The 26,619-nt window shown below is 58.8% G+C and carries 26 protein-coding genes; 23 read left to right on the forward strand and 3 right to left on the reverse strand.

Annotation, left to right across the window (positions count from 1 at the left end; translation table 11 throughout):
• Positions 1–116: 116 nt before the first annotated feature.
• The 4 genes from apbC to BN1118_RS09275 all read left to right on the forward strand — a co-directional run bounded on the left by apbC (position 117) and on the right by BN1118_RS09275 (position 4,504).
• Positions 117–1,199: an iron-sulfur cluster carrier protein ApbC gene (gene apbC, locus BN1118_RS09260; RefSeq protein WP_043134828.1), complete on the forward strand. Its 1,083-nt coding sequence runs from the start codon at positions 117–119 to the stop codon at positions 1,197–1,199.
• 109 nt (positions 1,200–1,308) lie between these two features.
• Complete coding sequence (gene udk / locus BN1118_RS09265) at positions 1,309–1,953, forward strand: uridine kinase (RefSeq protein WP_042866357.1); 645 nt, start codon at positions 1,309–1,311, stop codon at positions 1,951–1,953.
• A gap of 63 nt (positions 1,954–2,016) precedes the next feature.
• Positions 2,017–2,598: a dCTP deaminase gene (gene dcd, locus BN1118_RS09270; protein WP_043134827.1), complete on the forward strand. Its 582-nt coding sequence runs from the start codon at positions 2,017–2,019 to the stop codon at positions 2,596–2,598.
• Between the two features lie 433 nt (positions 2,599–3,031).
• Positions 3,032–4,504, forward strand: coding sequence for an inorganic phosphate transporter (locus BN1118_RS09275; RefSeq protein WP_042866360.1), 1,473 nt, complete (start codon positions 3,032–3,034; stop codon positions 4,502–4,504).
• 821 nt (positions 4,505–5,325) lie between these two features.
• Here BN1118_RS09275 and rne read toward each other — a convergent pair.
• Positions 5,326–8,496, reverse strand: a complete 3,171-nt coding sequence (rne, locus tag BN1118_RS09280) for a ribonuclease E (RefSeq protein ID WP_043134826.1) — start codon at positions 8,494–8,496, stop codon at positions 5,326–5,328.
• Positions 8,497–8,909: 413 nt separating this feature from the next.
• On the opposite strand from rne, the gene rluC reads away from it, so the two are divergent.
• The gene (gene rluC, locus BN1118_RS09285; RefSeq protein ID WP_205619593.1) at positions 8,910–9,854 is read left to right on the forward strand and encodes a 23S rRNA pseudouridine(955/2504/2580) synthase RluC; all 945 of its coding nucleotides are present in this window, start codon (positions 8,910–8,912) and stop codon (positions 9,852–9,854) included.
• Entirely contained in the window at positions 9,854–10,501 is a 648-nt protein-coding gene (locus BN1118_RS09290; protein WP_043134822.1) for an HAD-IA family hydrolase, read from the forward strand. The genes rluC and BN1118_RS09290 overlap by 1 nt, the downstream gene beginning before the upstream one ends.
• A gap of 76 nt (positions 10,502–10,577) precedes the next feature.
• Here the strand turns inward: BN1118_RS09290 and BN1118_RS09295 are convergent, their stop codons facing one another.
• Entirely contained in the window at positions 10,578–11,159 is a 582-nt protein-coding gene (locus tag BN1118_RS09295) for a Maf family protein (RefSeq protein ID WP_043555692.1), read from the reverse strand.
• A 273-nt stretch (positions 11,160–11,432) separates the two neighbouring features.
• Here BN1118_RS09295 and BN1118_RS09300 point away from each other — a divergent pair, with 273 nt between their 5' ends.
• From BN1118_RS09300 to BN1118_RS09310, 3 genes are all read left to right on the forward strand, one after another.
• Positions 11,433–12,662, forward strand: coding sequence for an MdtL family multidrug efflux MFS transporter (locus tag BN1118_RS09300; protein ID WP_043555693.1), 1,230 nt, complete (start codon positions 11,433–11,435; stop codon positions 12,660–12,662).
• 2 nt (positions 12,663–12,664) lie between these two features.
• Positions 12,665–13,633: an HTH-type transcriptional regulator YidZ gene (gene yidZ, locus BN1118_RS09305; protein ID WP_043134819.1), complete on the forward strand. Its 969-nt coding sequence runs from the start codon at positions 12,665–12,667 to the stop codon at positions 13,631–13,633.
• 99 nt (positions 13,634–13,732) lie between these two features.
• The gene (locus BN1118_RS09310; RefSeq protein WP_043134817.1) at positions 13,733–14,398 is read left to right on the forward strand and encodes an START domain-containing protein; all 666 of its coding nucleotides are present in this window, start codon (positions 13,733–13,735) and stop codon (positions 14,396–14,398) included.
• A 98-nt stretch (positions 14,399–14,496) separates the two neighbouring features.
• Here the strand turns inward: BN1118_RS09310 and BN1118_RS09315 are convergent, their stop codons facing one another.
• Positions 14,497–14,787, reverse strand: coding sequence for a hypothetical protein (locus BN1118_RS09315; RefSeq protein WP_131245220.1), 291 nt, complete (start codon positions 14,785–14,787; stop codon positions 14,497–14,499).
• 61 nt (positions 14,788–14,848) lie between these two features.
• Between BN1118_RS09315 and BN1118_RS09320 the strand changes: the two genes are divergently transcribed.
• From BN1118_RS09320 to BN1118_RS09380, 14 genes are all read left to right on the forward strand, one after another.
• Positions 14,849–15,247, forward strand: coding sequence for a hypothetical protein (locus BN1118_RS09320; RefSeq protein ID WP_043134813.1), 399 nt, complete (start codon positions 14,849–14,851; stop codon positions 15,245–15,247).
• Positions 15,248–15,985: 738 nt separating this feature from the next.
• On the forward strand, positions 15,986–16,507 hold the full coding sequence (gene yceD / locus BN1118_RS09325; protein ID WP_042866373.1) for a 23S rRNA accumulation protein YceD: 522 nt from the start codon (positions 15,986–15,988) through the stop codon (positions 16,505–16,507).
• Positions 16,508–16,526: 19 nt separating this feature from the next.
• Positions 16,527–16,694, forward strand: a complete 168-nt coding sequence (rpmF, locus tag BN1118_RS21130) for a 50S ribosomal protein L32 (RefSeq protein WP_005311492.1) — start codon at positions 16,527–16,529, stop codon at positions 16,692–16,694.
• 9 nt (positions 16,695–16,703) lie between these two features.
• Positions 16,704–17,723 (forward strand): phosphate acyltransferase PlsX, encoded by a 1,020-nt coding sequence (plsX, locus tag BN1118_RS09330; RefSeq protein ID WP_042866375.1) that lies wholly within the window; start codon positions 16,704–16,706, stop codon positions 17,721–17,723.
• A 7-nt stretch (positions 17,724–17,730) separates the two neighbouring features.
• A complete protein-coding gene (locus tag BN1118_RS09335; protein WP_043555695.1) occupies positions 17,731–18,690 on the forward strand; it encodes a beta-ketoacyl-ACP synthase III in 960 nt (319 codons plus the stop codon).
• A 71-nt stretch (positions 18,691–18,761) separates the two neighbouring features.
• Complete coding sequence (fabD, locus tag BN1118_RS09340) at positions 18,762–19,697, forward strand: ACP S-malonyltransferase (protein ID WP_043555696.1); 936 nt, start codon at positions 18,762–18,764, stop codon at positions 19,695–19,697.
• 13 nt (positions 19,698–19,710) lie between these two features.
• Positions 19,711–20,445, forward strand: a complete 735-nt coding sequence (gene fabG / locus BN1118_RS09345; RefSeq protein ID WP_043555697.1) for a 3-oxoacyl-ACP reductase FabG — start codon at positions 19,711–19,713, stop codon at positions 20,443–20,445.
• A 157-nt stretch (positions 20,446–20,602) separates the two neighbouring features.
• Positions 20,603–20,839 (forward strand): acyl carrier protein, encoded by a 237-nt coding sequence (acpP, locus tag BN1118_RS09350; protein WP_005300909.1) that lies wholly within the window; start codon positions 20,603–20,605, stop codon positions 20,837–20,839.
• An 81-nt stretch (positions 20,840–20,920) separates the two neighbouring features.
• The gene (fabF, locus tag BN1118_RS09355) at positions 20,921–22,162 is read left to right on the forward strand and encodes a beta-ketoacyl-ACP synthase II (protein ID WP_043555699.1); all 1,242 of its coding nucleotides are present in this window, start codon (positions 20,921–20,923) and stop codon (positions 22,160–22,162) included.
• Positions 22,163–22,182: 20 nt separating this feature from the next.
• On the forward strand, positions 22,183–23,037 hold the full coding sequence (pabC, locus tag BN1118_RS09360; RefSeq protein ID WP_043555701.1) for an aminodeoxychorismate lyase: 855 nt from the start codon (positions 22,183–22,185) through the stop codon (positions 23,035–23,037).
• Positions 23,027–24,028, forward strand: a complete 1,002-nt coding sequence (mltG, locus tag BN1118_RS09365; protein ID WP_043555702.1) for an endolytic transglycosylase MltG — start codon at positions 23,027–23,029, stop codon at positions 24,026–24,028. The genes pabC and mltG overlap by 11 nt, the downstream gene beginning before the upstream one ends.
• A complete protein-coding gene (tmk, locus tag BN1118_RS09370; protein ID WP_043555704.1) occupies positions 24,028–24,669 on the forward strand; it encodes a dTMP kinase in 642 nt (213 codons plus the stop codon). The genes mltG and tmk overlap by 1 nt, the downstream gene beginning before the upstream one ends.
• Complete coding sequence (gene holB, locus BN1118_RS09375; RefSeq protein ID WP_043555706.1) at positions 24,654–25,601, forward strand: DNA polymerase III subunit delta'; 948 nt, start codon at positions 24,654–24,656, stop codon at positions 25,599–25,601. The genes tmk and holB overlap by 16 nt, the downstream gene beginning before the upstream one ends.
• 25 nt (positions 25,602–25,626) lie before the next feature.
• On the forward strand, positions 25,627–26,406 hold the full coding sequence (locus BN1118_RS09380; RefSeq protein WP_043555707.1) for a TatD family hydrolase: 780 nt from the start codon (positions 25,627–25,629) through the stop codon (positions 26,404–26,406).
• Positions 26,407–26,619 lie beyond the last annotated feature (213 nt).

Consider the following 26,619-nt stretch of genomic DNA (forward strand, 5'->3'; position numbering starts at 1 on the left):
CCTAGGGTTGTGGCGCTGTCCGCCCTGGTGCTCGCGCTGGTTGGCAAGCAGGCAAGCCACTGATTTGTGTGCGGTAACCGTTCACCTCAAGATAATGACAAGATAATGAGGAGTTAATGGTGATTGATTCAGTAAAACAGATCCTGGCCGAATTTAAGCCGACAGGGTGGGGCAAGGATCTGGTTGCGGCCGGGTTTGTGCGCAGTGCAGTGCTGCAGGGGCAAAGCCTGACCATCAGGCTGGTGTTGCCCTTTGCCGGGCGTTCCCTGTTTGAGCAGATCAAGCAGGACTTCGATGCCCGGTTGCGCAGTGCCACCGGCGCTACCCGCATCGACTGGGTATGTGACATAGAGGTGGCCAGCCTGCCGCGGGCGCAAGGGCTGGCGGCGGTGCAGGGCATTCGCAACATCCTGGTGGTTGCCTCCGGCAAGGGCGGGGTGGGCAAGTCCACCACGGCTGTCAACCTGGCGCTGGCGCTGCAAAAGGAGGGGGCGCGAGTCGCCATTCTGGATGCGGACATCTATGGCCCCTCCATTCCAACCATGATGGGCACGGTCAAGGAGCGCCCCGTCAGCCATGACGGCAAGCTGATGGAGCCTGTGATGGCCTGCGGCCTCAAGAGCAACAGCATCGGTTATCTGGTGGACGAGCAGGATGCCACCATCTGGCGCGGCCCCATGGCGAGCAAGGCGCTGGCCCAGATCCTGCACGAGACCCGCTGGGGCGAAGTGGATTATCTGGTGGTGGACATGCCGCCAGGCACGGGTGACATCCAGCTCACCCTGGCCCAGCAGGTGCCGACCTCGGCGGCGGTGATCGTGACCACGCCCCAGGACGTGGCGCTGACGGATGCCCGCAAGGGGGTCGCCATGTTCAACAAGGTCAATGTGCCCGTGCTCGGCATCATAGAAAACATGAGTTATCACGTCTGCAGCGCCTGCGGTCATCACGAGCCCCTGTTCGGTACCGGCGGCGGCCAGAAGATGGCGGAGCAGTATAATGTGGCACTGCTTGGTCAGCTGCCGCTGCACATCGATATCCGCCAGCACATGGATGATGGCTGCCCGACCGTGTTCGGCGCACCGGAAGGAAGCCTGGCTCAGGCCTATATGAAACTGGCTCGTCGAGTGGGTGCCGAGCTCTATTTCAGCGGTAAACCGATTGCGACCCCCCTTTATACGATGGCGGTGGATGAATAATCGGCTGTCGTGTGGTTGAGGTGGATTTGAGGGTGGGCATGGCTCACCCTTTTTTATATAATGGATCGGTTTAAACAATCCCCACTGCTCTTCTCTTTAGGTATTTTCAATGTCTGATACTCAACATTCGTGTGTGATCATCGGTATTGCTGGCGCATCCGCGTCCGGCAAGAGCCTCATAGCCCAAACCATTTATGAAGAGCTGGTGGCCGAACTGGGCGCGGGTCAGATTGGTGTGATCACCGAAGATTGCTACTACCGTGATCAGACCCACCTGACCATGGAAGAGCGGGTCAAGACCAACTATGACCACCCCAATGCCCTGGATCACGATCTGCTGGTACAGCACCTGAGCCAGCTGGTGAAAGGCGATGCGGTCAACATTCCCCAGTACTCCTACACAGAGCACACCCGCATGAGCGAGGTGACCCCCTTCGCCCCGCGCCGGGTGATCATTCTGGAAGGGATCCTGCTGTTGACCGACAGCCGCTTGCGGGATCTGATGGATGCCTCCATCTTCATGGATACCCCGCTGGATATCTGTCTGCTGCGCCGTCTGGTGCGTGACGTGCAAGAGCGCGGTCGTACCATGGATTCCGTGCTCAAGCAGTATCAGAAGACGGTACGTCCCATGTTCCTGCAGTTTATCGAGCCTTCCAAGCAGTACGCGGACGTAATAGTGCCCCGCGGTGGCAAGAACCGCATCGCCATCGACATGCTCAAGGCGCGTATCCGCCACATGTTGATTGGTTAAGATGAAACAAGCCGGGTGATGCCCGGCTTTTTTAAATGAACATTTTGTCAGGAGAGTCGCCCAATGCGCCTTTGTGATACCGATATTGAACGTCATCTGGATGAAGGCAAGATAGTGATTGAGCCAAGACCCGGTGTTGAGCGGATCAGCGGCGTCAGCGTCGATGTGCTGCTGGGCAACGAGTTTAGAGTGTTTCGCGATCACACGGCCCCCTATATCGACTTGAGCGGCCCGAGCAGCGAGATGGCAGACGCCATCGATCGGGTGATGAGCGACGAGATCCACATCGCAGATGGGGAAGCCTTCTATCTGCACCCGGGCCAACTGGCACTGGCGGTGACTTATGAATCCGTTACTCTGCCGGCCGACATCGTTGGCTGGCTGGATGGCCGCTCCTCCCTGGCCCGTCTCGGCTTGATGGTGCACGTCACCGCACACCGCATCGATCCGGGCTGGTCCGGTCGCATCGTGCTGGAGTTCTACAACGGCGGCAAGTTGCCGCTGGCGCTGCGTCCCAAGATGAAGATAGGCGCACTGAACTTCGAGATGCTCTCCGGGGCAGCGGCACGTCCCTACAACAAGCGGGAAAATGCCAAGTACAAGAGCCAGCAGGGCGCCGTTGCCAGCCGTATGAATCAGGATTGAGATCGGCGGTGCGTGATCCGGTCGACAGCGGATCCGGTTGCAATCTGTTAAACAAGAGGGCGCCACTGGCGCCCTTCGCCGTCGGATTTGGGCGGCAAGGCAAGATGGGACGGGTGTGAAGGGGCAGGGGAGTGGCTTGCCTTTGCTTGCCCTTTGTACAGATGTCGCGATTCTGTCGGTCGAAAGCTGACGGTGACGCCGAGCAAGATCCTGTGTCGCCGTGCGATATCATGATGAATTGTCCCCGTTTGGGGACTGTTTTTGTCAGCCTGGGTCTGTTTAATTAATCATCGACAAGCCGCATGACTGCTGGCTCTAAGCTATTTTTTGAGAGAATGCTCTTTTTTTTTCTTACTGAAATATTTCAACAACGGGTATGGCGCAACCAGCCTTCTGGCATAATCCGCCGCAACTCATAAACAGGTTCGTTTTTATGTTTGAAATGTTTAGTGGTTTGGGTTTGTTATGGTCAATCGGTTTGGTATTGGCCGTTTTTTTTGTGTTGGCCTATGAATTCATCAATGGCTTTCACGATACCGCCAACGCGGTAGCAACGGTTATCTACACCAAGGCGATGCCGGCTCACCTGGCGGTAGTCGCATCCGGGATCTTCAACTTTTTTGGCGTCATGTTCGGCGGTCTGGGCGTAGCCTATGCCATTGTCCATTTGCTGCCGATTGATTTGCTGTTGGGCATGGATTCCACCCAGGGTTTGATCATGGTGTTCTCCCTGCTGTTTTCCGCCATTGTCTGGAATCTGGGGACCTGGTTCCTGGGCATTCCGGCCTCCAGTTCTCACACGCTGATCGGTTCCATCCTGGGGGTAGGCGGTGCCTATGCCTGGCTCAACCATCAGCCGCTGACTCAGGGTATCAACGTCGCCAAAGCGATCGACATCATGCTTTCCCTGATCATCTCCCCGACCGTCGGTTTTGTCGTGGCAGCCCTGTTGCTGTTTGCCATGAAGCGAGTCTGGTTGGGCAGCAAGATCCACAAGACCCCGGAAGAGCGCCTGCTGGTGGACGGCAAGAAGCACCCGCCGTTCTGGGCTCGCCTCACTCTGGTCGCTTCCGCCATGGGCGTGAGCTTCGTGCATGGATCCAACGATGGCCAGAAGGGCATAGGTCTGGTGATGCTGGTGCTGATCTGCATGGCACCCGCCTATTTCGCTCTGGACATGAACAGCCGCTCCTACGATCTGGATCGCACCCAGGATGCCAACCAGCGCATCATGGAGATCTATCAGCGCAACCATGAGCAGGTTGCTCATGTGGTGGACTTCAAGGTGCCTGCTCAGGCCCAGGAAGAGCTGATGACCCATTGTGCGGCGAATGGCGCACTGCAGGCCATGGCAACCCTGGACAATCGTCTCGGCCAGGTACGGACCTATGAAGAGCTGGATCTGACCGACCGTCGTGAAGTGCGCCGTCTGCTGCTGTGCATCGACGATACCGCGCGCAAGGTCTCCAAGCTGCCGTTGCCGGCCAAGGAGCTGACCGATCTGGCCAAATGGCGCAAGGATCTGACGGCGACCGCTGAATATGCCCCGACCTGGGTTATCGTCTCCATCGCACTGGCGCTGGGTTGCGGTACCATGGTGGGCTGGCGTCGCATCGTCTACACGGTCGGCGAGAAGATTGGCTCCACCGGCATGACGTACAGCCAAGGGATTGCCGCCCAGATCACGGCGGCTGCCTCCATCGGTGTTGCCAGTTTGACCGGTATGCCCGTCTCCACCACCCATATCCTCTCCTCTGCGGTAGCGGGGACCATGGTGGCGAACAAGTCAGGCCTGCAGAGCCAGACCATCAAGACCATACTGATGGCCTGGGTGCTGACCCTGCCGCTCACCATGCTGCTCTCTGGTGGCCTGTTCCTCATCAGCCACCACCTGTTTGGCGGCTGATAGCAGCGCAACCTCAGATATTGACGAAGGGCCTACGGGCCCTTTTTTCATGTCTGCAGATCCCGCGCAGCCCCGTTCTTTGGCTGGGAGAGTGCAGATCATCTGGCCCGGGCAGGCGGGCAGGAAGAGAGTCGATGACTTGTTTCTGATGCCGTTGACTCTTTATATGCCATCAAACTTGTAATGTTAAACACATAGCAACACAGATTGAGCGAAGTGAATAATCCAGCCTACTCAACGACGGTCTACAGCAATAGGGACGTCAAACCCGGACGCTCCTATGCTGCGCTGTGTGCCATCCGTTGCAAGACACAAGGTCTTGCTCAGTGTTTGATAGGGATTGAAGCGGGGAGGCGAGAAGGCGGCAACCTGTCATTCTGTTGTCTGTGCTTGGCGCTGCGCGCGGGAGCGTTGTCACCTGGGGCAAGCCGAGTTTATGGGTGGCCAGGATATCTCTCCAGGCCAGGGTGCTATTCATTGACGGATACCGTCACAGGGCATGGACAACAAGTCTGACGGGCACACAGGTGACTCATCAGCAGCAGGGGGATAAAGGATGAGATCTTGGTTTGGGTCGTCAGTGGCTCGGATGTGACAGCGAGAGGGGTAACCAGGCGTTGCAGCTTATTGGGCCGTACAGGGGGCGACTCTCTTCTTGTATTGGTGGACGTGGAAGGAGAAGGAGTGGCTCTGGTGACAAGAGAAAAGCGATGGGGGAAGGCTGGGAGTCAGTGACTCGGTTTACACCCGAGCCCAAACGGAAGATAAAAAAAGAGCCACACAGTGTGTGGCTCTTTTCCATCAGGCTAGCTGGCTGGCAATCAAGGACGACCAGCCGGGCTGGTTGCCACGTTGACAGCAGCCGTGCTGCCACCATGGCGGCCAGAGCTTGTCACGTCATTGCGCACCAGCGGTGCCTGCTCGACAGGTGCCTGCGCAGGCAGGGCGGGTGCCGCAGCCGGCGTTGCCATCGGGGCTGAAGCCTTGCGGGCACCGGCCAGCAGACCGGCGCCTTTCTTGGCCTGGTTGACCACGGGCGCAGCGACGGCAGCGGGTGCTACCGGCTCTGCCTGGGCAACAACCACGGCTGCGACTGGCTCGGCGACCACGGCAGCAACAGGTTCAGCAACCTGGGGTGCTGGTTCAGCTGCAGGTGCGGCTTCCACGACAACGGGTGCAACAACCTCGGCAGCCGCCTCGATGACAGGGGCCACGGTCGCAACGACGTCGTCAGCAGGTGCGACAACGACGCTCGCTTCGGCAACCACAGCTGTGGCCACCACGTCTGCGACAACCGGCTCGGCAGCCACAACAGGGTCAGCTTCAACTTGGGCTTCGGTCACGACAGGGGCGGCGATCGCCACGGCTTCGGCTTGCTCACGTGCTTCCTCGGCAACGGCTTCCACCACCACATGCTCGGTCAGTGCAGCAGAGGCTTGTACGGCGGCGGCAATGGCTTCGGCGCTCGGGATCGTGATGACGGGCACAGCCGGCTCTTCCACTTTCACCTGAGCCGCATCAGCCTGGGCTGCCGTGGTCAGGATAGTGGTCTCTGCTTGCTGCTCTTCATCATCGCGCTGGCTGCGGGCATCTTCGTTGATGCGCTTGCGGCGTTGGCCCTCGATACGCTGAGTGCGCGGCGTGCGACGGGAGCGACGCTGACCGTCGGCCTGTTCGTCACTCTGTTCAACAGTGTCAGCGGCATCGGCCACGGCAGCAACCGGTTCATCAATCGGCTGAGCAGCAGGGTTGCTGGCCGGTACATCGGCACGGATCTGCTTGCGCAGTTGACGACGTTCGCGGCGCTCGGCGACTTTCTGCTCTTTTTCCTGCTGGGGCTCGGCACTGACGACGGCAGTTTCAACGGTTTCTACCGCTTCAACGACCAGCTCGGCACGGGGCTCACGCGGTGCACGGGGCTCACGAGCCGGACGCGGGGCGCGCGGTTCGCGTTCCTGACGAGGTTCGCGGGGCTCACGTTCCATGCGCTGTTCAGTGCGCACTTCACCGCGGGCTTCACGTTCCTGACGGGGCTCACGCTCTTGACGCGGTTCGCGTTCTTTACGCGGACGACGATTGCGGTTCTCACCGCCCTCGCGATTGGCCGCGCCTTCACGCTTCTCGCCGGCTTCCGCCGTGTTGCGGTTGCTGCGGTTGTCGTCGCGACGGGGACGCTGGCCACGGCCACGGTTTTCATCACGCTGGTGACGATGACCTTCATCCTTGCGCGCTTCCCGCGGCGCAGCCGGTTTCTCGGCAGGGGCCTTGACGTCGCTTGGAGCGGCATCGCCGGCAAACAGACCCGAGATGGCCTTGAACAGCTTGCCAAACAGACCCGCTTCGGCGGCAACCTGTGGCTGTGCCGCGACGGGCGCAGGAGCAGCAGGGGCAGCCGGTTGAGGAGCCTGGACGAAGCCTTGCAGCAGCGGTTGCTCGCGTTCGATCACCTGAGCCTGCTTCGGCTGGTAGACCGGCTTGGCAATCTCGGTTTTCAGCTCGTAGCTGGCCGCTTCCGGGATCTCGTTCTGACGAATGCGGGTCACTTCGTAGTGCGGGGTCTCCAGATGCTGGTTCGGAATGATGTACAGACGTACTTCATTACGCTGTTCCAGACTGGCGATGGAGGCGCGCTTCTCGTTGAGCAGATAGGCGGCAACATCGACCGGCACCTGAGCATGAACCTGCTCTGTGTTGTCCTTCATGGCCTCTTCTTCGATGAGACGCAGGATGGACAAGGCCAGTGATTCGTTGTCACGGATGACCCCTTGACCCTGGCAACGGGGGCAGATGTGGCTGCTTGACTCGTTGAGGGAGGGACGCAGACGCTGGCGGGACATCTCCAGCAGACCGAAACGGGAGATCCGGCCCAGCTGGATGCGGGCGCGGTCCTGATGCACGGCTTCACGCAGACGGTTTTCCACTTCGCGTTGATGGCGAACCGGTGTCATGTCGATGAAGTCGATGACGATCAGACCCCCGAGGTCGCGCAGACGCAATTGACGGGCAATCTCGTCGGCCGCTTCCAGGTTGGTTTGCAGCGCTGTCTCTTCGATATCGCCGCCCTTGGTGGCGCGGGAGGAGTTGATATCGATGGAGGTCAGTGCTTCGGTCGGGTCTATGACTATGCTGCCGCCGGAGGGCAGGCGCACTTCGCGCTGGAAGGCCGACTCGATTTGGCTCTCAATCTGGAAGTGGTTGAACAGGGCAACTTCACCCTTGTACAGCTTCACGCGGTTGAGGAAATCGGGACGAACCAGCTCGATGTGAGCACGGGCACGTTCAAAGATGACAGGGTCGTCGATCAGGATCTCGCCGACATCGCGACGCAGGTAGTCACGAATGGCGCGCACGATCACGTTGCTTTCCTGGTGGATAAGCACGGGAGCGGTACGGTCCTGTGACGCCTTGTGGATGGAGTCCCAGTGGTTGAGCAGAACGTTCAGATCCCATTCCAGCTCTTCCGGGGATTTGCCCACACCGGCGGTACGCACGATGAGACCCATGCCGTCCGGCACGGTCAGGCCGCTCAGGGCTTCTTTCAGTTCTGTCCGTTCATCGCCCTCGATGCGGCGGGAGATACCACCGGCACGGGGGTTGTTCGGCATCAGCACCAGGTAGCTACCGGCCAGGCTGATAAAGGTAGTGAGGGCTGCACCCTTGGTGCCACGCTCTTCCTTATCGATCTGGACGATCACTTCCTGGCCTTCGCGGACCACTTCTTTGATGTTGGGACGACCCTGATAGGAGTAACCGGAGGGGAAGTAATTGCGGGCGATCTCCTTCAATGGCAGGAAACCGTGACGCTCGGCGCCATAGTCGACAAAAGCAGCTTCGAGACTGGGTTCTACGCGGGTGATTTTACCCTTGTAGATGTTCGCTTTTTTCTGCTCGTGTCCCGGACTTTCAATATCCAAATCGTAGAGCTGTTGTCCGTCAACCAGCGCTACGCGCAACTCCTCTTCCTGAGTCGCGTTGATTAGCATTCTTTTCATTGAGTTCTCGTTATTTTGTCATTTTGATTTCCTCCACAGGATCCTGCCGGCGCCGGCCTCGGGTCTTCAGCATACTTGGGCAACCTCCCGGTTGGGGTATGCATGAGGCGCAAACTAAGGGCGCTCTGGTTCGGCCTTCTCGAGAAGGCATGAATTAAGGATGCCGGTGTGGAGACAAATAATCGGTTCTGTTTGTGTTCTCCATGCGCTGTACCTCGCACCCGGGAACCGTCATGTTCTTATATACACGGTGTTTCGGGATTGGGTGGCATAAATTTTGGCCACTTAGTACAAGGCTTGAACACAATGACAAAACCTTGTTTATTATCCCATTTAAACCACTTTTATAGCAAGGCGCCATTTTTCAACAAAGCATGCAGCCAAGGGCCGCCGGCGGTGTTAAAATCCGCGCCATGACACAGATACAACAACAAGTGCAGCTGCTCACCATCGAAGCTGAGCATGAAGGGCAGCGCATCGACAATTTTCTCAAGACTCAGCTAAAGGGCGTCCCCAAGAGCCTGATTTATCGCATCCTTCGAAAAGGGGAAGTGCGCGTCAACAAAAAGCGCATCAAACCGGAATACAAACTTTGCCCAGGCGACGAGGTGCGGGTGCCTCCCGTGCGGGTTGCCGAGAAAAACGAACTGCCCTCGGCCAACCTCGGCAGCATCCAGCGTCTGGAGAGCCAGATCCTGTTTGAAGACGACGCCATGATAGTGCTCAACAAACCGTCCGGCATGGCCGTGCACGGTGGCAGCGGTCTGAGTTTCGGCGTCATCGAGGGGCTGCGCGCCCTGCGCCCGGATGCCCGCTTCCTGGAGCTGGTACACAGGCTGGATCGCGATACCTCAGGCGTGCTGCTGGTTGCCAAGAAGCGCAGCGCCCTGCGCAGCCTGCACGAGCAACTGCGGATCAAAACCATGCGCAAACAGTATCTGGCGCTGGTGCGCGGCCAATGGCAGCCCCACGTCAAGGTGGTCAATGCGCCGCTGCGCAAGAACGATCTGCAATCCGGTGAACGTGTGGTGCGGGTCAGCAGTGACGGCAAGCCATCCGAAACCCGTTTCCGCATCGCCCGTCAATTTGCCGAGGCTACCTTGGTCGAGTGCAGCCCGATCACCGGCCGTACCCACCAGATCCGGGTGCATACCCAGCATGCCGGTCATCCCATCGCCTGTGATGACAAGTATGGGGAAGCGGCCTTTGACGAGAAAATGCGCAGCCAAGGGCTGAAACGGCTGTTTTTGCATGCCTGGAAGCTGAGCTTTACCCATCCGGTCGACGGCCGCGAGATGCAGGTGGAAGCCCCGCTCGCGCCTGAACTCGACAACTTCCTGAACAAGCTGGCTCGCTGATGAAGGCGGTCCGACTCGCCATTTTCGACTGGGATGGTACCCTGATGGACTCGGTGGGCCGGATTGTCGCCTGCGTTGCGGGGGCGGCTCGCGATTGTGGCGAGCCAGTGCCCGCTGCGATAGAGACGCATCAGATCATAGGGCTCAGCCTGGAGGTCGGCATTCCACAGCTGTTTGCGCTGGCGCCGGGGGGCGAGCGGGCCAACGCCCTGATCGCCCGCTATCGTCACCATTATGTGCATGACGACACGCCCAGCCCGCTGTTTGTCGGGGCGAGCGAGCTGCTGCACCACTGGCACGGGCAGGGGATAGCGCTGGCGGTGGCCACCGGCAAGTCGCGCCGTGGCCTGGATCGGGTGCTGGACGATACCGGACTGCGGCCGCTGTTTGCCGCCACCCGTGGCGCGGACGAGGCCAACTCCAAACCCGATCCCCTGATGCTGACGCAAATTCTGGATGAGCTGGGCTTGGCTGCGCACCAGGCGGTGATGATTGGCGACTCCATCCATGACATGGCGATGGCAGAGGCGCTGGCCATGCCGCGGATCGGGGTGAGCTGGGGCGTGCACGACAAGCGCCGGTTGCAGGTACATGATCCGCTTGCCGTCGTCGATACCATGGATGAGCTCAAGCGGTTGTTGGGTTAGCCTGCGATATAGCGGATGAATAGATGAAAAACGGGAGCCTTGGCTCCCGTTTTTCATTGCGGGCATGTCGCTCCCGTCAGGGCAGGGCGAGGCCGTGGCGCGCCAGCAGCTCGATCAGGCCGATCAGCGGCAGGCCGATCAGGGCGTTGGGATCGCGCCCCTCCAGCCCCTTGAACAGCACTATCCCCATGCCTTCACATTTGAAACTGCCCGCGCAATCGAGGGGCAGCTCAGCCTCGACATAGCGGCGAAGGGCGGCCTCATCCAGGGTGCGGAAGTGCACGGTGAAAGGCTCCACCAGCTGCTCGGCCCGGCCGCTGGCGGCATCCAGTACGCACAGGCCGGTATGGAAGGTGACGCTGCGGCCTTGCGCGGCCATCAGTTGTGCCACCGCTTTTTCCACAGTACCCGGTTTGCCCAGGATCTGGCCGTCGCAGACACACACCTGATCGGACCCTATGATCAGTCCCTGATCAAACCGGTCGGCAATGGCGCTTGCCTTGGCAAGGGCCAACCGCGCCACCAGCGCCTCGGCCGGTTCGCCGGGCAGGGGAGACTCATCCACCTCGGGGGCCGCGCATTCAAAAGGAAGCGCGAGTTTTTCCAGCAGGGCTTTGCGATAACGGGAAGTGGAGGCGAGGATCAGCTGTGTTGGCATTGTGATGTCCTGGTTCGATGCGGTCAGGCGCAGATGGTATCGCCGCGCCCTGAGCCGGGCAAATACCTGATGGGATTTTCGTATTTGGCCTGATCTGCTGGTATCACAGGGTTCATCCCGTGTGGCCGCAGTGTGAAGGGCGTGCGATTGCCCCCGGTTTCCAGATTGGAAAGTGTCGCTATCGACTCATTCATCGGCCTCTTCCCTATAGTGGCAGGCTTATCCGACTGTCATGCCCTGGGTGGGCGACAGTCCCCTGCTGCTGGAGTTGTCATGCGTCCCTACCTTGTCTGCTGTTTCTTGATGATCACCCTCTACCCGGTGGGCATAGATCTCTATCTGGTCGCGCTCCCCCAGATCGGGGTCGCGCTGGAGGCCAGCGCGGCGCAGCTGCATACCGCGTTTTCAGCCTATCTGTTTGGCATGGCCGCTACCGTGCTGGCGGGCGGGCTGCTGGCCGACCGATATGGCCGCAAGCCGGTGATCCTGGGGGGCGCCCTCATCTTTGTGCTGGCCTCGCTGGCTGCCGGCAGCGCCGACTCGATCACGGCATTTCTGCTGGGTCGCATCGGTCAGGGGATAGGGGCCGGCACCCTCTATATCATGACCTTTACCGTGCTGCGGGATGTGCTGGCGCCGGCCAGGCTGGCGGCTGTCCTGTCGATGATCAACGGCGTCATCTGCGTGATCCCCGTGCTGGCGCCGCTGCTCGGTTATCTGATCCTGGCCCGCTTCGACTGGCCTGCGATCTTCCAGGCCATGGCCCTGCTCGGCGCCATGGTGGCGTTGGTGACCCTGCTCTGGCTGCGGGAGACCCGCCCAGGGGAGGGGAGACAGACCGTTTCCCATCCTGCCGAACGCCTTGGATTTTTGCGCACGAGACAGTATCTGTGGATGTGCGGCCTGACCAGTACCGGCATGACCTGCATCCTGACCTATGTCAGTACCTCGCCCATGATATTGATGACGGGGATGGGGCTGGATACCGCAGGTTACGCCGAGATCATGATGGCGATGGCCGCGATCAGCATGATCACCTCTTTTCTCAATCCCGTGCTGATCCGCCGGTGGGGCAAGGAGAGGGTGCTGGCCTGGGCCCACGGCGCCTTGGGGGTGGCGCTCTTGTTGCTGCTGGCTTCTCGGCAGGAGGCGTTGTTGATGGCGCTGGCCCATGATGGTTCCTCGCCTTTGTGGGCGCTCTGGCTGATCCGTCTTGGCTTTGCCTTCGTTTGCATCGGTTTTTCCGCCAGCTTCGGCATCGCGATGGGCGAGGCTCTCGCCAGTTGCCGGCACCAGATCGCCCTGGCCAGTGCGACTCTGTGCATCATTCAGATAGCCAGCTCGGCGCTCTATATCTGGCTGATGGGCTGGCTTGGTCTGGCGCCCCTCCTGTTGCTGGCTTATTCGCTCCTCCTCGCCGTGCTACTCTATCTCGCCTTTCGCATCATGGGGCCTGTGGCCGACCAGGTCCCCTGCGATCCCCAGTCCGTGGAGAAAATCTGATCATGCGCCCTCTGGTCGAACTCGATCTCAATCTGTTGGTGGTCTTCAGGTTGTTGTTGCAAGAGCGCAGCGCGACCAAGGCGGCCAAGCGGCTCAATGTCACTGCGCCGACGGTCAGCAAGGCGCTGGCTCGCCTGCGCGACTGGTTTGACGATCCGCTCTTTATCCGTACGCAGCGGGGACTGGAGCCCACCAATTTGTCGCTGAGTCTGGAAGAGGAGCTCAAGGAGTGGTTTCAGCTGTCGGGCAACATAGCCTCCCTCTGCGGCAACGCGATTCCGGAAGGGGCCGCTTTCAGACTGGTGCTGGAGTCCCCCTTTTACATCAGCTTTCTCAACAGCCTGCCCATGGTCATATACGAGAAATACCGCAAGTCGACCATCAAGGTGATGAATTGGGATCACCACTCCCTCAGCGACATCATCAATGGCGATGCCGATCTCGGTTTCTGTGCTCGCGAGACGCACCCCAGCTCCTTGGCCCGGGTCAACCGCCTGCCTTATTACATCGATCACGAGGTGTTGTTCGAAGACAGACCCGTGGTGTTTCTGCGCAAGGATCACCCCCTGCTGGCCCGCAAGTGGAGCCTGGACAATTTTCTCGCCTACCCCCATGTGAGCGTGGTGTGGGAGGCCAGTGATGCCTGGGCCCTCGACAGCCTGCTCGATGATGAGGGACTCAGCCGGCGGGTGCCGATCCGGGTCTCCAGCTTCGAGCAGGCGCTGCACATTGCCGCCCAATCCGCCCATGAGCTGATAGCGGTCGTGCCGTCATATTGCGCCAGCTATGCCAGCTTGCATCACGACAATCTGATCTCCTTGCCACTGCCGCTGGAAGAAACGCTGTATCGCCAGCTCGACATCGCCTTTATCCTGCTCTGGCACAAGCGCAACAACTACAACACCAAGGTGCTCTGGCTGCGAGACGAGATAAAGCGGCTCTATCACGAACACATGGGGGAGCCCGGCTAGCCACCATCTGCCCGGTACATGTCGGCCCGCCAGCAGACAAACCGCCCTGCCAGCCGAAAAGCGGCTATAAGCATAAGCAGGATCAGGCGAGGGCATCAGATGACGAGACATGGAATATGGCTGCTGTGGCTGCTCTGTTTGCCGGCATGGGGACAGGGGTGGCAATTGCAGACGGGGGAGGCCGGCATCTTGTTATGGACCCGCGCCCACCCACCGGGGACATTTCTGGCCCTGCGCCTGGAAATGAACGTAGCGGCGCCCCCATCCGCCCTGCTGGCCGTGCTGCGCGATACTGCCCGTCATCAGGAGTGGCTGCCCCAGAGCCTGGAGGTGCGCGTGCTGGCAAAGCCGGCGCCCGATGAAGATCTGGTATATACCCGCTTGTCGGCCCCCTGGCCGGTGCAGGAGCGAGAGCTGATCACTCATTCTCGCCTGCGGCGCAATGCCGATTGCAGCCTGCAACTGACGGTATGGGCGGCGCCTGATGCACTGCCACCCCATCCGGGGCGAGTGCGGATCAGGGCCAGTGAAGGGCGCTGGGAGGCATTGCCACAACTGAACGGCACCACCCTGGTGCGTCTTGAAACCTACACCAACCCGGGCGACAGCCTGCCGAGCTGGCTCGTCAATCCGATTGCCGCCCAGGCGGCGCTGGACAGCTTTCGAGCCATTCGCCGGCTGATGGAAGCTGTGCCACCCCAACCTTGCGCTTGTGCGCGGCAACACTCTGCTGGCAAGTGGCATTCATGCCAGGTTCTTCCTTGAGGTTTGCCCTTGATGGGTATTCTCCAGGCTTAAGCCGGGGTGTCTTTAAATATGCTCTTTATCAAGAGACTTGTCTGTGCCGTTTCACTGCCATGCGATCAGGTAAATAGTGTGTCGCTCATATCCATTTCATGAAAAACGGTATATAGCGCCAACCTCATGATATTTATCATACTTCTTTCATTTCCCATCTTTATCTGCATTGTGGCAGACAAGTCTTTGTCAGTTGTTTTGACCGGGGCGGGAATATCACGCATCAATAAAGAATTTTCGTTAATTTCCAGTTCAGGTTTTAACACCTTTTTTACCTTATCGTCATTTCTGGCGCCAATATCTCCATCCGTTACAAACGAATGAAGAGCCAATGGCAAGGAGGCTAATATAGCCACCCTCAAGAAACAGGATCTTTCTTGCCGTGCTAATCACCATCTGACCATATAAGGATATATCATGAAAAAATCACCTATTTTTGCGGCCCTGCTGTGCTTGTCACTGGGCACTATGGGCGTCGTGGCGGCTGATGAGGCACAGCCTGCGGCAGCACCGGCGGCGATGGACGCACTCAGTGCCGCGGCTGCGCAGACGCCAAGAGACTTTGTGAGTCTGACGCTGATGAATCAGAGTTCCCGTGCCAGCGCCTATATTGAAATTATAGGGGAGGGCATTTATGACACCCGGGATGTTCCGGCGGGAGGCTCCACCTTTATATCTTATCCTAGGGGGACCTATATCAGTACCCTGCGCGCCACCGATGGGGCAACAGGTTATGCCCACTGTGCCCCGGTTCTGCTGGATGCGAGTAAAACGTCATTCATGAACCTTGAAACCCACTCTTGTTATACCCAGTGATGGGTATTGATGATATGTCATGCGCCAGCACTGCTGGCGTATTTAATCTAGGGTGGAGGTTCCCGATAATGTCCTGGCGTCAGCCATGACATGTAATCAGAAAGTTGATATAACATATTCCCCCTCGCAGTCACATGAGGGCGTTACTCCTATTTCATCTTCACCAAATATTGACTGTGCCCTTGCTGACCGTGATAACAGCCTTGTTTTCAGAAGGCTCAATATCGTTAATCGGTGGCTGGATATAAGAGCCTGCTGGTAACTACAGGGGGGCGTGAATGAAAGACGGTCATGACTTGGCATGAAAAGCATCTGTGAACCGGCATCCTCTCGCAGTCACATCGGTGCCTCGGTCGATCGCAGGGGGTTGGAGTGAAGTGGCTGAGTTGGCTTTCACGCTGAACGCTGCCGCCAGATAAACATGGCCAGTGGGCAGGCATTGCCCGCGGATTGCCGCGGCGGATGAAGGGGGCGGGGCCCTGTGGCGGTCATTTGACGACAAGACGTCGGATTACGCACTCCTGAGGCGGCAACAGAGACAAGGTCAGCGAGACTGCGGCACACTCGATATGTGCCGAATGCAGGCAGGATCCTGTGTAGGATCCTCAGGTTTATGGCATAATCAGCCACCGATGAGAACAAGTCCCGGCATCTCAGGGACTTGTATGGTTAAAATCATCGGCGGTAAGGACTTTTTCCTTTGACTATCAGTTGTTGGACCTATAATATTCGCGCCCTATGCAAAAGGTGAAGTTGCCCGTTAAGGTTGATCCAGTCCGTAATGCCTTGAAGCTGCTCGACTATGTCGGGATAGTGGAAAAGTCGCAGATGCCCAGGCTGGAGGCATCAACCGCAGGCTTGCAGAGTGATGTCGACGTATCACTGCACTTTGGCAAAGATGTCCAGAAGTTGACCGTTATGAAAGGCACTGCCCATGCCAAGGTTGACCTGGTTTGCCAGCGTTGTGGAGATACATTCGAACACCTTTGTGAAGCTGATTTTATCTACACTCCGCTGTTTGAAAAAACAAACGAGGAAGAACTGCCGGAAGCTTATGAGCCCATTGAGTTGGACGAAAACGGCGAGATAGATCTTCATCAAATCCTGGAGGATGAACTCATCCTCTCGTTGCCTCAGGTGGCGATGCATCCGATGGATGCTTGCCCGCGCGGTAACATGGAGATGACTTGGGGTGATATCGAACCTGCTGATGAGCGGCCGAATCCCTTTGCAGTTCTTGAAGAGCTTAAACGTAAGTGAATCTAGGAGTTAGCCTACAATGGCCGTACAACAGAACCGTAAAACCCGTGCCAAGCGTGGCATGCGTCGTTCACACGATGCGCTGACCAGTGCAGCTCTGACTGTTGATCAGACCAGTGGTGAAATTCATCGTCGTCACCACGTGACTGCCGATGGTTTCTACCGCGGTAAAAAGGTAATCGCTTAAGGATTGCCTTTGTCTACGCAAACTGTCGCGCTAGACATAATGGGGGGAGATATTGGCCCCTCGGAAACAGTGCCTGCCGCCGTGCAGGCACTGTCTCTTTTGCCCCAGTTAAAACTGATCCTGGTCGGTGATCAGCACCAGACTACCTCCTTGTTGCAGCAACATGGCTTGCTGACTCATCCTCGCGTTCGTTTCGTACATGCATCCCAGGTGGTTGGCATGGGCGACAAGCCGATCGTGGCGCTGCGTACCCTGAAAGACTCCTCCATGCGGGTTGTGCTCAATCTGGTGAAAGCCGGTGAGGCCGATGCCTGCGTCAGTGCCGGCAATACCGGTGCCCTGATGGCCATGGCCAAGTGCGTGCTCAAGTCCCTGCCCGGTGTCGACAGACCCGCGCTCATCAAGGCGCTGCCGACCTTGAGTGGCAAGCGTACCGTGATGCTGGATCTGGGGGCGAACGTGAGCTGCGATGCCGACACCCTGCTGCAATTTGCGGTGATGGGCTCAGTGGTGGCCGAGAAGGTGGAAGGCATCGCCTTTCCCCGGGTCGCCTTGCTCAACGTGGGGGAGGAGGAGATCAAGGGCAACGATCTGGTGCGTCACAGCGCCGAGCTGCTGCGTCAGTGCAGCGCGCTCAATTTCGTCGGCTTCGTCGAGGGGGATCGCATCTTCAGCGGCGAGTGCGACGTGATTGTCTGCGACGGTTTTGTCGGCAACGTCGCCCTCAAGACGGCGGAAGGTGTGGTACGGATGATGGCCCAACTGGCCGGATATCCCCGCAAGAAACGCAGTTTTCTTGGCCGTATCGCCGGATTTATGTTCAAACGACGTTTTTCTTACCTGAACCCCGACCAGTATAACGGCGCAAGTCTGTTAGGATTGCGCGGCATTGTGGTAAAAAGCCATGGGCGGGCCGAACGGCGCGCTCTGTGTAATGCGATCCTGCTGGCCGCACAAGAGGCCAAGCATCAACTTCCATTGCAAATAGCAGATCGCCTTGAATCTGTCTTTTCCGACAGGGATCTATAAGAACTCTATGCATAGCAAAATTCTGGGTACTGGCAGTTATCTGCCGAGTTCAGTGCGTACCAACGCCGATCTCGAGCAAATGGTTGAAACCAGTGATGAGTGGATCGTGGAACGTACCGGGATCCGTGAACGCCGTATTGCCGGTGCCGACGAAACCGTCGCCACCTTGTCTCACCAGGCCGCCCTGCGCGCCCTGGATGCTGCGGGTCTCACCGCGGCCGATCTCGACATGATAGTGCTGGCTACCACCAGCGCCGAGAACGCCTTCCCGGCCGCCGCCTGCGAGCTGCAGGGGCTGCTCGGCGTGCCCGGCATCCCCGCCTTTGATGTGGCGGCCGCCTGCGCCGGTTTCACCTACGCACTCTCCATCGCCGATCAGTTCGTCAAATCCGGCGCCGCCCGCCATGTGCTGGTCGTTGGTGCCGATGTGCTCTCCCGCATGTGCGATCCGCAAGATCGCGGCACCATCATCATTTTCGGGGATGGTGCCGGCGCCGTAGTGGTTGGCGCCAGCGAGACGCCAGGGATACTGTCGACTCATCTCCATGCCGATGGCCGTTATGGCGATCTGCTCAAGCTGCCACACCCTCGTCGTGGCATGCCGGGAGCCGAACTCGAAGCCTACATGTATATGAAGGGCAACGATGTGTTCAAGGTGGCGGTAACCCGCCTGAGCGAGCTGGTGACCGAAACCCTGGCCGCAGCCGGTGTCGAGCCGAGCGAGCTCGACTGGCTGGTGCCGCACCAGGCCAACTTCCGCATCATCAGCGCGACCGCCAAGAAGCTCGGCATGAGCCTCGACAAGGTGGTGCTGACCCTCGACAAGCACGGCAACACCTCTGCCGCCTCCGTGCCCATCGCTTTCGATGAAGGGGTGCGCGACGGTCGGATCAAACCGGGCCAGCTGGTGCTGCTGGAGGCCTTCGGCGGTGGTTTTGCCTGGGGCTCGGCGCTGGTTCGCCTCTGATCTTCAGCGGGATGGGCCCTGCGCCATCCCGCGACCGATTTCGTTTTCGTCTTACCTTAAAGGAATCAATGATGACCCAATTTGCCATTGCCTTCCCGGGACAAGGCTCCCAAACCGTCGGCATGCTGGCCGAGCTGGCCGAGCAGCACGCCGTGATCAAGGAAACCTTCGCCGAGGCGAACCAGGTGCTGGGTTATGACCTGTTTGCCCTGGTCATGGATGGTCCGGTTGAAGATCTGAACAAGACATGGCGTACTCAGCCGGCGCTGCTGACCGCCTCCGTCGCGCTCTGGCGTTTGTGGCAACAGCAGGGTGGGGCAACCCCCGCCGTCATGGCCGGTCACAGCCTGGGGGAATATTCCGCCCTGGTGTGCAGCGGTGCCCTGGCCTTTGGCGACGCGGTCAAACTGGTTGAACTGCGTGGTCTGGCCATGCAGGAAGCGGTGCCGGAAGGCACAGGTGCCATGGCCGCCATCATAGGTCTGGATAACGAGGCCATCGCCGCCAACTGCGAAAAAGCGGCGCAAGGTCAGGTCGTGTCCCCGGTCAACTTCAACTCCCCGGGCCAGGTGGTGATCGCCGGTCACAAGGAAGCGGTTGAGCGCGCCAACGTCTTGATGAAAGAGTCTGGTGCCAAACGTGCGCTGCCGTTGCCGGTCTCTGTACCCTCCCACTGCGCCCTGATGAAACCGGCGGCAGAAAAACTGGCGGCTGCGCTGGACGGGATCGAGATCAAGGTTCCAACCATCGCAGTCATCAATAATGTCGACGTGTCCTGTGAACAGGATCCGGCCGCCATCAAGCAGGCCCTGGTGCGTCAGCTGTTCAGTCCGGTCCGTTGGTCCGAGACGGTGGAGCGGATGGCCAATGAGGGTGTCACCCTCGAGATCGAGATGGGGCCGGGCAAGGTATTGACCGGGCTGGCCAAGCGCATCGACAAGCGCGTGGAAGGCATTCACGCCAACGATGCTGCCTCTTTCGAGCTGGCGCTGGCCCAGTCCAAGTAAACAGGAGCAGATCATGAGTTTTACCGATAAGGTTGTGTTGGTGACAGGTGCCAGTCGTGGTATCGGCCGGGCGATTGCCGAAACATTTGCGGCCCGTGGCGCAAAAGTCGTCGGCACTGCGACCAGCGAAAGCGGCGCAGAGGCAATCAGCGCCTATCTGGGTGAGCAGGGTTGCGGCATGGCACTGAACGTGACCAGTCCGGAATCCATCGAAACTGTCTTTGCGGCCATCAAGGCACGCTTTGGCGAGATCGACATCCTGATCAACAATGCCGGCATTACCCGCGACAACCTGTTGATGCGCATGAAAGATGATGAGTGGAATGAAATCATCGACACCAATCTCACCTCACTGTACCGTCTGAGCAAGCCGGTATTGCGTGCCATGATGAAGAAGCGTCATGGCCGGATCATCAGCATAGGCTCAGTGGTCGGTACCATGGGCAATGCGGGCCAGGTCAACTATGCCGCCGCCAAGGCGGGCCTGGTTGGCTTTACCAAATCGTTGGCACGGGAAGTGGCATCCCGTGGTATCACAGTGAATGCGGTTGCGCCCGGTTTCATCGAGACCGACATGACCCGTGCCCTGAATGACGATCAACGTGCCGGCATCATGAATCAGGTGCCTGCCGCCCGTTTGGGCGATCCAAAAGAAATTGCCGCAGCTGTGGTATTCTTGGCGTCTGATGACGCCGCCTATATCACTGGCGAAACCCTGCATGTTAATGGCGGGATGTACATGGTGTAATCAATTTGTCGTGAGATCTGTTCAAATTTGCGATAGTACGCCGAAGTTTGGCGAATTTCGTGGTTTGACCAGCGGCAAGCTACTTGCAAACTCACGTCAATTGAATAAACTACCCCAACCAGACGCAATAGCGTATTTTTAAAGGAAAATTCAGGTCATGAGCAACATCGAAGAACGCGTAAAGAAAATCATCATCGAACAACTGGGTGTTAAAGAGGAAGACGTTAAAAACGCTGCCTCCTTCGTCGACGACCTGGGCGCTGACTCTTTGGATACCGTTGAACTGGTAATGGCGCTGGAAGAAGAATTCGATACCGAAATTCCTGATGAAGAAGCCGAGAAGATCACCACTGTTCAAGCGGCTATCGATTACATCACCGCTAATCAGGAATAAGTTCCTGTTCTGAAAGAAGCGGCCCAAGGGCCGCTTCTTTTATGTTTACCCCTTTCAAAATAGCTCTCGGAGACTAGCTCAGTGTCAAAACGCAGAGTCGTGGTGACCGGCCTGGGGATGCTTTCCCCGGTGGGCAACACTGCCGAATCCAGCTGGCAAGCCCTGCTCAACGGGCAGAGCGGCATTTCTCCCATCGAACACTTTGATGCCAGCGAGTTTGCGACCCGTTTCGCAGGCCAGGTCAAAGAGTTTGATCCCGAACAGTACGGTATCAACCGCAAAGAAGCCCGCAAGATGGATCCCTTCATCCAGTACGGCGTGGCGGCGGGGATCCAGGCACTGGATGACTCGGGTCTGGTGATCAACGAAGAGAACGCAGAACGGGTTGGCGTGGCCATAGGTTCCGGCATCGGCGGTCTGGGTCTGATCGAACAGAACCACAGCAGCCTGATCAACGGTGGCCCGCGCAAGCTGAGCCCCTTCTTCGTACCGTCCACCATCATCAATATGGTGTCCGGTCATCTCTCCATCATGAAGGGTCTGCAAGGCCCCAACATAGCCGTGACCACAGCCTGTACTACGGGTACCCATGCCATCGGCATGGCCGGCCGTATGATCGCCTACGGTGATGCGGACGTGATGGTGGCCGGTGGTACCGAAAAAGCCTCCACCCCGATGGGAATGGGCGGTTTCGCGGCGGCCAAGGCGCTCTCTACCCGCAACGACGAGCCGCAAAAGGCAAGCCGTCCGTGGGACAAGGATCGCGACGGTTTCGTGCTGGGTGACGGCGCCGGTGTGCTGGTACTGGAAGAGTACGAACACGCCAGGGCCCGCGGCGCCAAGATCTATGCCGAGCTGGTTGGCTTTGGCATGAGTGGCGATGCCTATCATATGACGGCACCTCCCTCTGACGGCAACGGTGGCGCCCGCGCCATGAAGAACGCCATCAAGGATGCCGGCATAGCCCCCGAGCAGATTGGTTACATCAATGCTCACGGCACTTCTACCCCGCTGGGGGATGTGGCCGAGCTGCGCGGCATGAAGCAGGTGTTTGGCGAGCATGCCAGCGCCCTGATGATCAGCTCCACCAAGTCCATGACCGGCCATCTGCTGGGTGCGGCTGGTGCGATCGAAGCCATCATCACAGTGCTGGCGCTGCGTGATCAGATGGCACCGCCCACCATCAATCTGGACAACCCGGATGAAGAGTGTGATCTGGATCTGGTGCCTCATGTGGCCAAGGCCGGTCACTTTGAGTATGCCCTCTCCAATTCCTTCGGTTTTGGTGGCACCAATGGCTCACTGATCTTCAAACGCGTATAATTCGCCCCAGGGCGGACAGTATGGGCCCGATACGTCAGTATCGGGCCTTTTTTATCGGAGGGATCCTTTTGCTTATCAATGGAATGCAGACAGATGCTGTGTCCGCTAGGGATCGTGGGCTGGCCTATGGGGATGGTCATTTCACCACCATGCTGATCAAGCATGGTCAGGTTGTCTGGTGGTCGGCCCATCTGGCGCGCCTGCAGCAGGCCAGTGCCAGACTCGGGTTTGCCGAGATGGACTGGTCAACCCTGACCCGCGAGGTGGCACAGCTTGCCGCCGGCCAGACCCAGGCTGTCGCCAAGGTGATGCTGACCCGTGGTACAGGTGGCCGAGGCTATGACGGCAGCGACTGCCAGACGTCGACCCGGATCGTCTCCCTTGCCGATTACCCGAGCCACTATCTGGGCTGGCAGCAAAACGGCATTCCACTGCTGGTTTGTCAACAACGGCTCGGTGATGCCCCCATGCTGGCCGGACTCAAGACCCTGAACCGGCTGGAGCAGGTGTTGCTGAAAAGCGAACTTGCGGCGCGTTCGGGAGTCGAAGGTATAGTCTTGAACAGTCGCGGATTTCTGGTAGAAGGTGTCAGTGCCAATCTGTTTTGGCGCCGTGGCAAGACGGTGTTTACACCGGATCTTTCTCACTGCGGTATTGATGGCATCATGCGGCGACACGTGATGGGGATGCTAAAACAGATGAGTATTGAACTGCGTGTCGTGGAGGCTCCGTTGGAGTCACTGTGGCAGGCCGAAGAGGTATGGCTGACCAATACCCTGATGGGCATAGTGCCGGTGAGCGGCATCGGGGATACCCAGTATCCCAGCCCGGTATTGATCCGCCGTTTACAGGAGCGTTTGGTCATTGAAGTTTAATCGGCTTTACACCCTGCTCGCGGGCGCGGCACTGACAGTTGCCGTGGCCGGGGGCTATGTACATTACAAATGGCAGCAGGTGGAGACGCTCACCAACAAGGGGCCGACGCGCCTCTTTACCGTCGAGAAGGGAGCCCACGCGGCGCGTTTGATCGCCGAGCTGGGGGAGGGGGAATCCAGCCCCTGGGCGGTGCGACTCTGGCTGCGAGGCCATCCTGAGCTGGTTGCCATCAAGTCGGGCACCTACGAGATCAAGGAAGGGGCGCCACTCAAGGAGACCCTCTCCCTGTTTGCCTCCGGCAAGGAGTTTCACTTCAGCCTCACCTTCGTCGAGGGTTCCCGTTTCGAGGATTGGCTGAAGCAGCTCTCCGGCGCGCCCTATCTGGAGCGGCTGACCGTGGAGCAATCTGAAGCCGACCTGGCCCAGGAGCTCGGCATCGACAATGGCAAGCTGGAGGGCTGGTTCCTGCCGGAAACTTACGCCTATACCACCCATGCCAGTGACATCTCGATCCTGCGTCGTGCCTATCAGGACATGAGGGCTTTCCTGCAACAGAGCTGGGACAATCGCCAGGCCAATCTGCCCTACAAGACCCCTTATGAGGCGCTGATCATGGCCTCCATCATCGAGAAAGAGACGGGTCAGCCAGACGAGCGGGCGCAGATCGCCTCGGTGTTCGTCAACCGCCTGCGCCTTGGCATGAAGCTGCAGACAGATCCTACCGTCATCTACGGGGTCAAGGATCGTTACGATGGCAATATCCGCCGCAGCGATCTGACGGACGTGAATCCGTACAACACCTATGTGATAGACGGCCTGCCGCCCACGCCCATCGCCATGCCGGGCAAGGCCTCCATCGAAGCGGCGCTCAACCCCAAGTCGACCGACTATCTCTATTTTGTCGCCAAGGGGGGCGGTGCCCACTATTTCTCCAAGACCCTCGATGAACACAATCGGGCGGTTCGCGAATACATATTGAAGAAGCCCTAATGTCTAAATTTATTGTGATTGAAGGACTGGAAGGGGCAGGGAAGAGCTCCGCGGTACGTTATGTTACCGATTATCTGCAACGCCACGGCATCGACAAGATTGAGTGCACCCGTGAGCCCGGGGGAACCCCGCTGGCCGAGCGAATGCGCGCCATCGTCAAAGAGGTGCACGACGAGCGCCTCACCATAGAAGCCGAGTTGCTGCTCATGTACGCCTCCCGGGTGCAACTGGTCGAGACCCGCATCAAGCCGGCACTGGCTGAGGGGCGCTGGGTGGTGGGGGATCGTCACGATCTCTCCTCCCAGGCCTATCAGGGCGGCGGTCGCGGTATCGATGCCAACCTCATCGGTGCCATCAAGCAGGCGGTGCTCGGTGACTTCAAGCCGGATCTCACCCTCTATCTCGATATCGATCCTGCCCTTGGTTTGCAGCGGGCCCGTCATCGTGGTGAGCTGGACAGGATCGAACTGGAGCAGCTCAGCTTCTTCGAGCGCACTCGCAGCCGTTATCTCGAACTGGCTGCCAAGGATGATTCCATCCGGGTGATCGATGCCGGACAAACCCCGGATCAGGTCAAAGCCGCCATCGAGGCCGCACTGGACCACTACCTGTCGAACGAGCGCGTATGTATCCCTGGCTGATCCCGGATTGGCATGCCCTGAGCCAGACGGCCCAGGCGGGTCGGCTTGGCCATGCCTGGCTGCTGCTCGGCGATCCCGGGCTTGGCAAGGAGCAGCTTGCAGAACGATTGGCGCGCTTGCACCTCTGCCAGCAACCGGATCGGGGGGAACCCTGCGGCCAGTGCCACTCCTGCCAGCTGTTTGACAAGGGTCATCACCCGGATCTCGGCACCCTGCCTGCTGACAGCAAGACCATAGGGGTCGAGGCCATTCGCGAGATCTGTGCTCGCTTGCAGAACTCGGCCCAGCTCGGCCGTGGCAAGGTGGTGATCATCCCGGATGCGGAGCGCATGACGGAGTCCGCCGCCAACGCCTTGCTGAAAACCCTGGAGGAGCCGGCCGGCGACAGTCTCTTGTTGCTGATCGCCTCCCAGGTTTCCCGTCTGTTGCCCACCATTTTGAGTCGCTGCCACAAGCATGTCTGCCAGTTGCCGACGGAAGGTGAGACGGTTCGCTGGCTGGCCGAGCAGGGTCATCAGGCCACATTGGCCCAGGTGCGGATCTGTCAGGGTGCCCCGCTGCGGGTGCTGCGCTACATCGACGAGCAGCAGGACGGCAAACGCCGGGAGTTGCTGGAGAGTTTCGTCTCCCTGTCACAGACCCCGACCCGGGCCAACCATGTCTGCAGCCAGCTGGCGGATGAAACCCAGGTCAGACTGCACTGGTTGCAGTTGTTCTTGTGCGATGCACTCAAGACTCAGGCCGGCTGTGGTCATCATCAGCTGGCGATGCCGGATCTGGCGGCCCTCAGCCAGCAGTTGGCCGAAGGCAACTCCAGCGAAAAATTGCTGGAGGCGGAGCAGCAGCTCGTGGCGCTCAAGGCTGCCTGCCAACCTGGCCAGCTCTCCAATCCCACCATTCATCTGATGAACTGGCTCAGCCGCTGGTTATAACACTGACAAGACGCAAAGGTTCTTTATGTTACTCGTTGATTCCCATTGCCACCTCGATCGCCTCAGCTATGGCAGCAAGCAGACCGACATGGCCGATGTGCTGGCCAAGGCCGCGCAGCAGGACGTGGGATACTTTCTGTGTGTGAGCGTCACCCAGGCACAATTCCCGACCATGCTGGCGGCGATCGCCGCTTATCCCCAGGTGTTTGCTTCCTGTGGCGTGCATCCGCTCAATCAGGAACCCGGTGTCGATGCGGAGCTGTTGCTGACGCAGGCCAGCGATGAAAGAGTGGTGGCCATAGGGGAAACCGGGCTCGACTACTTCTACTCGCCGGAAAACAAGGAGGTACAGCAAGCCTCCTTCCGCGAACACATCCGGGTCGCCCGCGCCTTGAACAAGCCGCTGATCATACACACCCGTGATGCCCAGCAAGATACCCTGCAGATCATGCGTGAAGAGGGCGCCGACCAGGTGGGTGGTGTGTTGCACTGTTTCACCGAATCCCTGGAGATGGCCCAGGCCGCCATGGAAATGGGCTTTTATATTTCCATTTCCGGCATAGCGACCTTCAAGAATGCGTCCGCGCTGCAAGCCGTGGTCAAGGCGTTGCCGCTGGCGCGCTTGCTGGTCGAAACGGACTCTCCCTATCTTGCCCCCGTTCCTCATCGGGGGAGGGAGAACGAACCCGCCTTCGTACGCGATGTTGCCCAATTCGTTGCCGACCTTCGCCAGATCCCGCTGGCCGAGTTGGCGGAAGCGACCAGCCGCAACTTCTTCGAACTGTTCAAGTTGGCAAAAAAATAAACGACTAGGCCCCGGATAACGGGGCCTCTTTATTTCAAATCACCCGCACATTCCCCTCGTCAGCATTGTCTACGCCACATGTTATCTCTCACTGTTATTGAATGTCAGCATAATGACATCGCGGATAAACCGGCCGACTAAAGATGCTATTGCTGCAGGTGAGCATCGAGGTTCAAAGGGTTTAATCAAGGTCTCTATAAGTATCGATAATAT

This window comes from Aeromonas bestiarum (assembly GCF_000819745.1).
Lineage (GTDB): Bacteria > Pseudomonadota > Gammaproteobacteria > Enterobacterales > Aeromonadaceae > Aeromonas > Aeromonas bestiarum.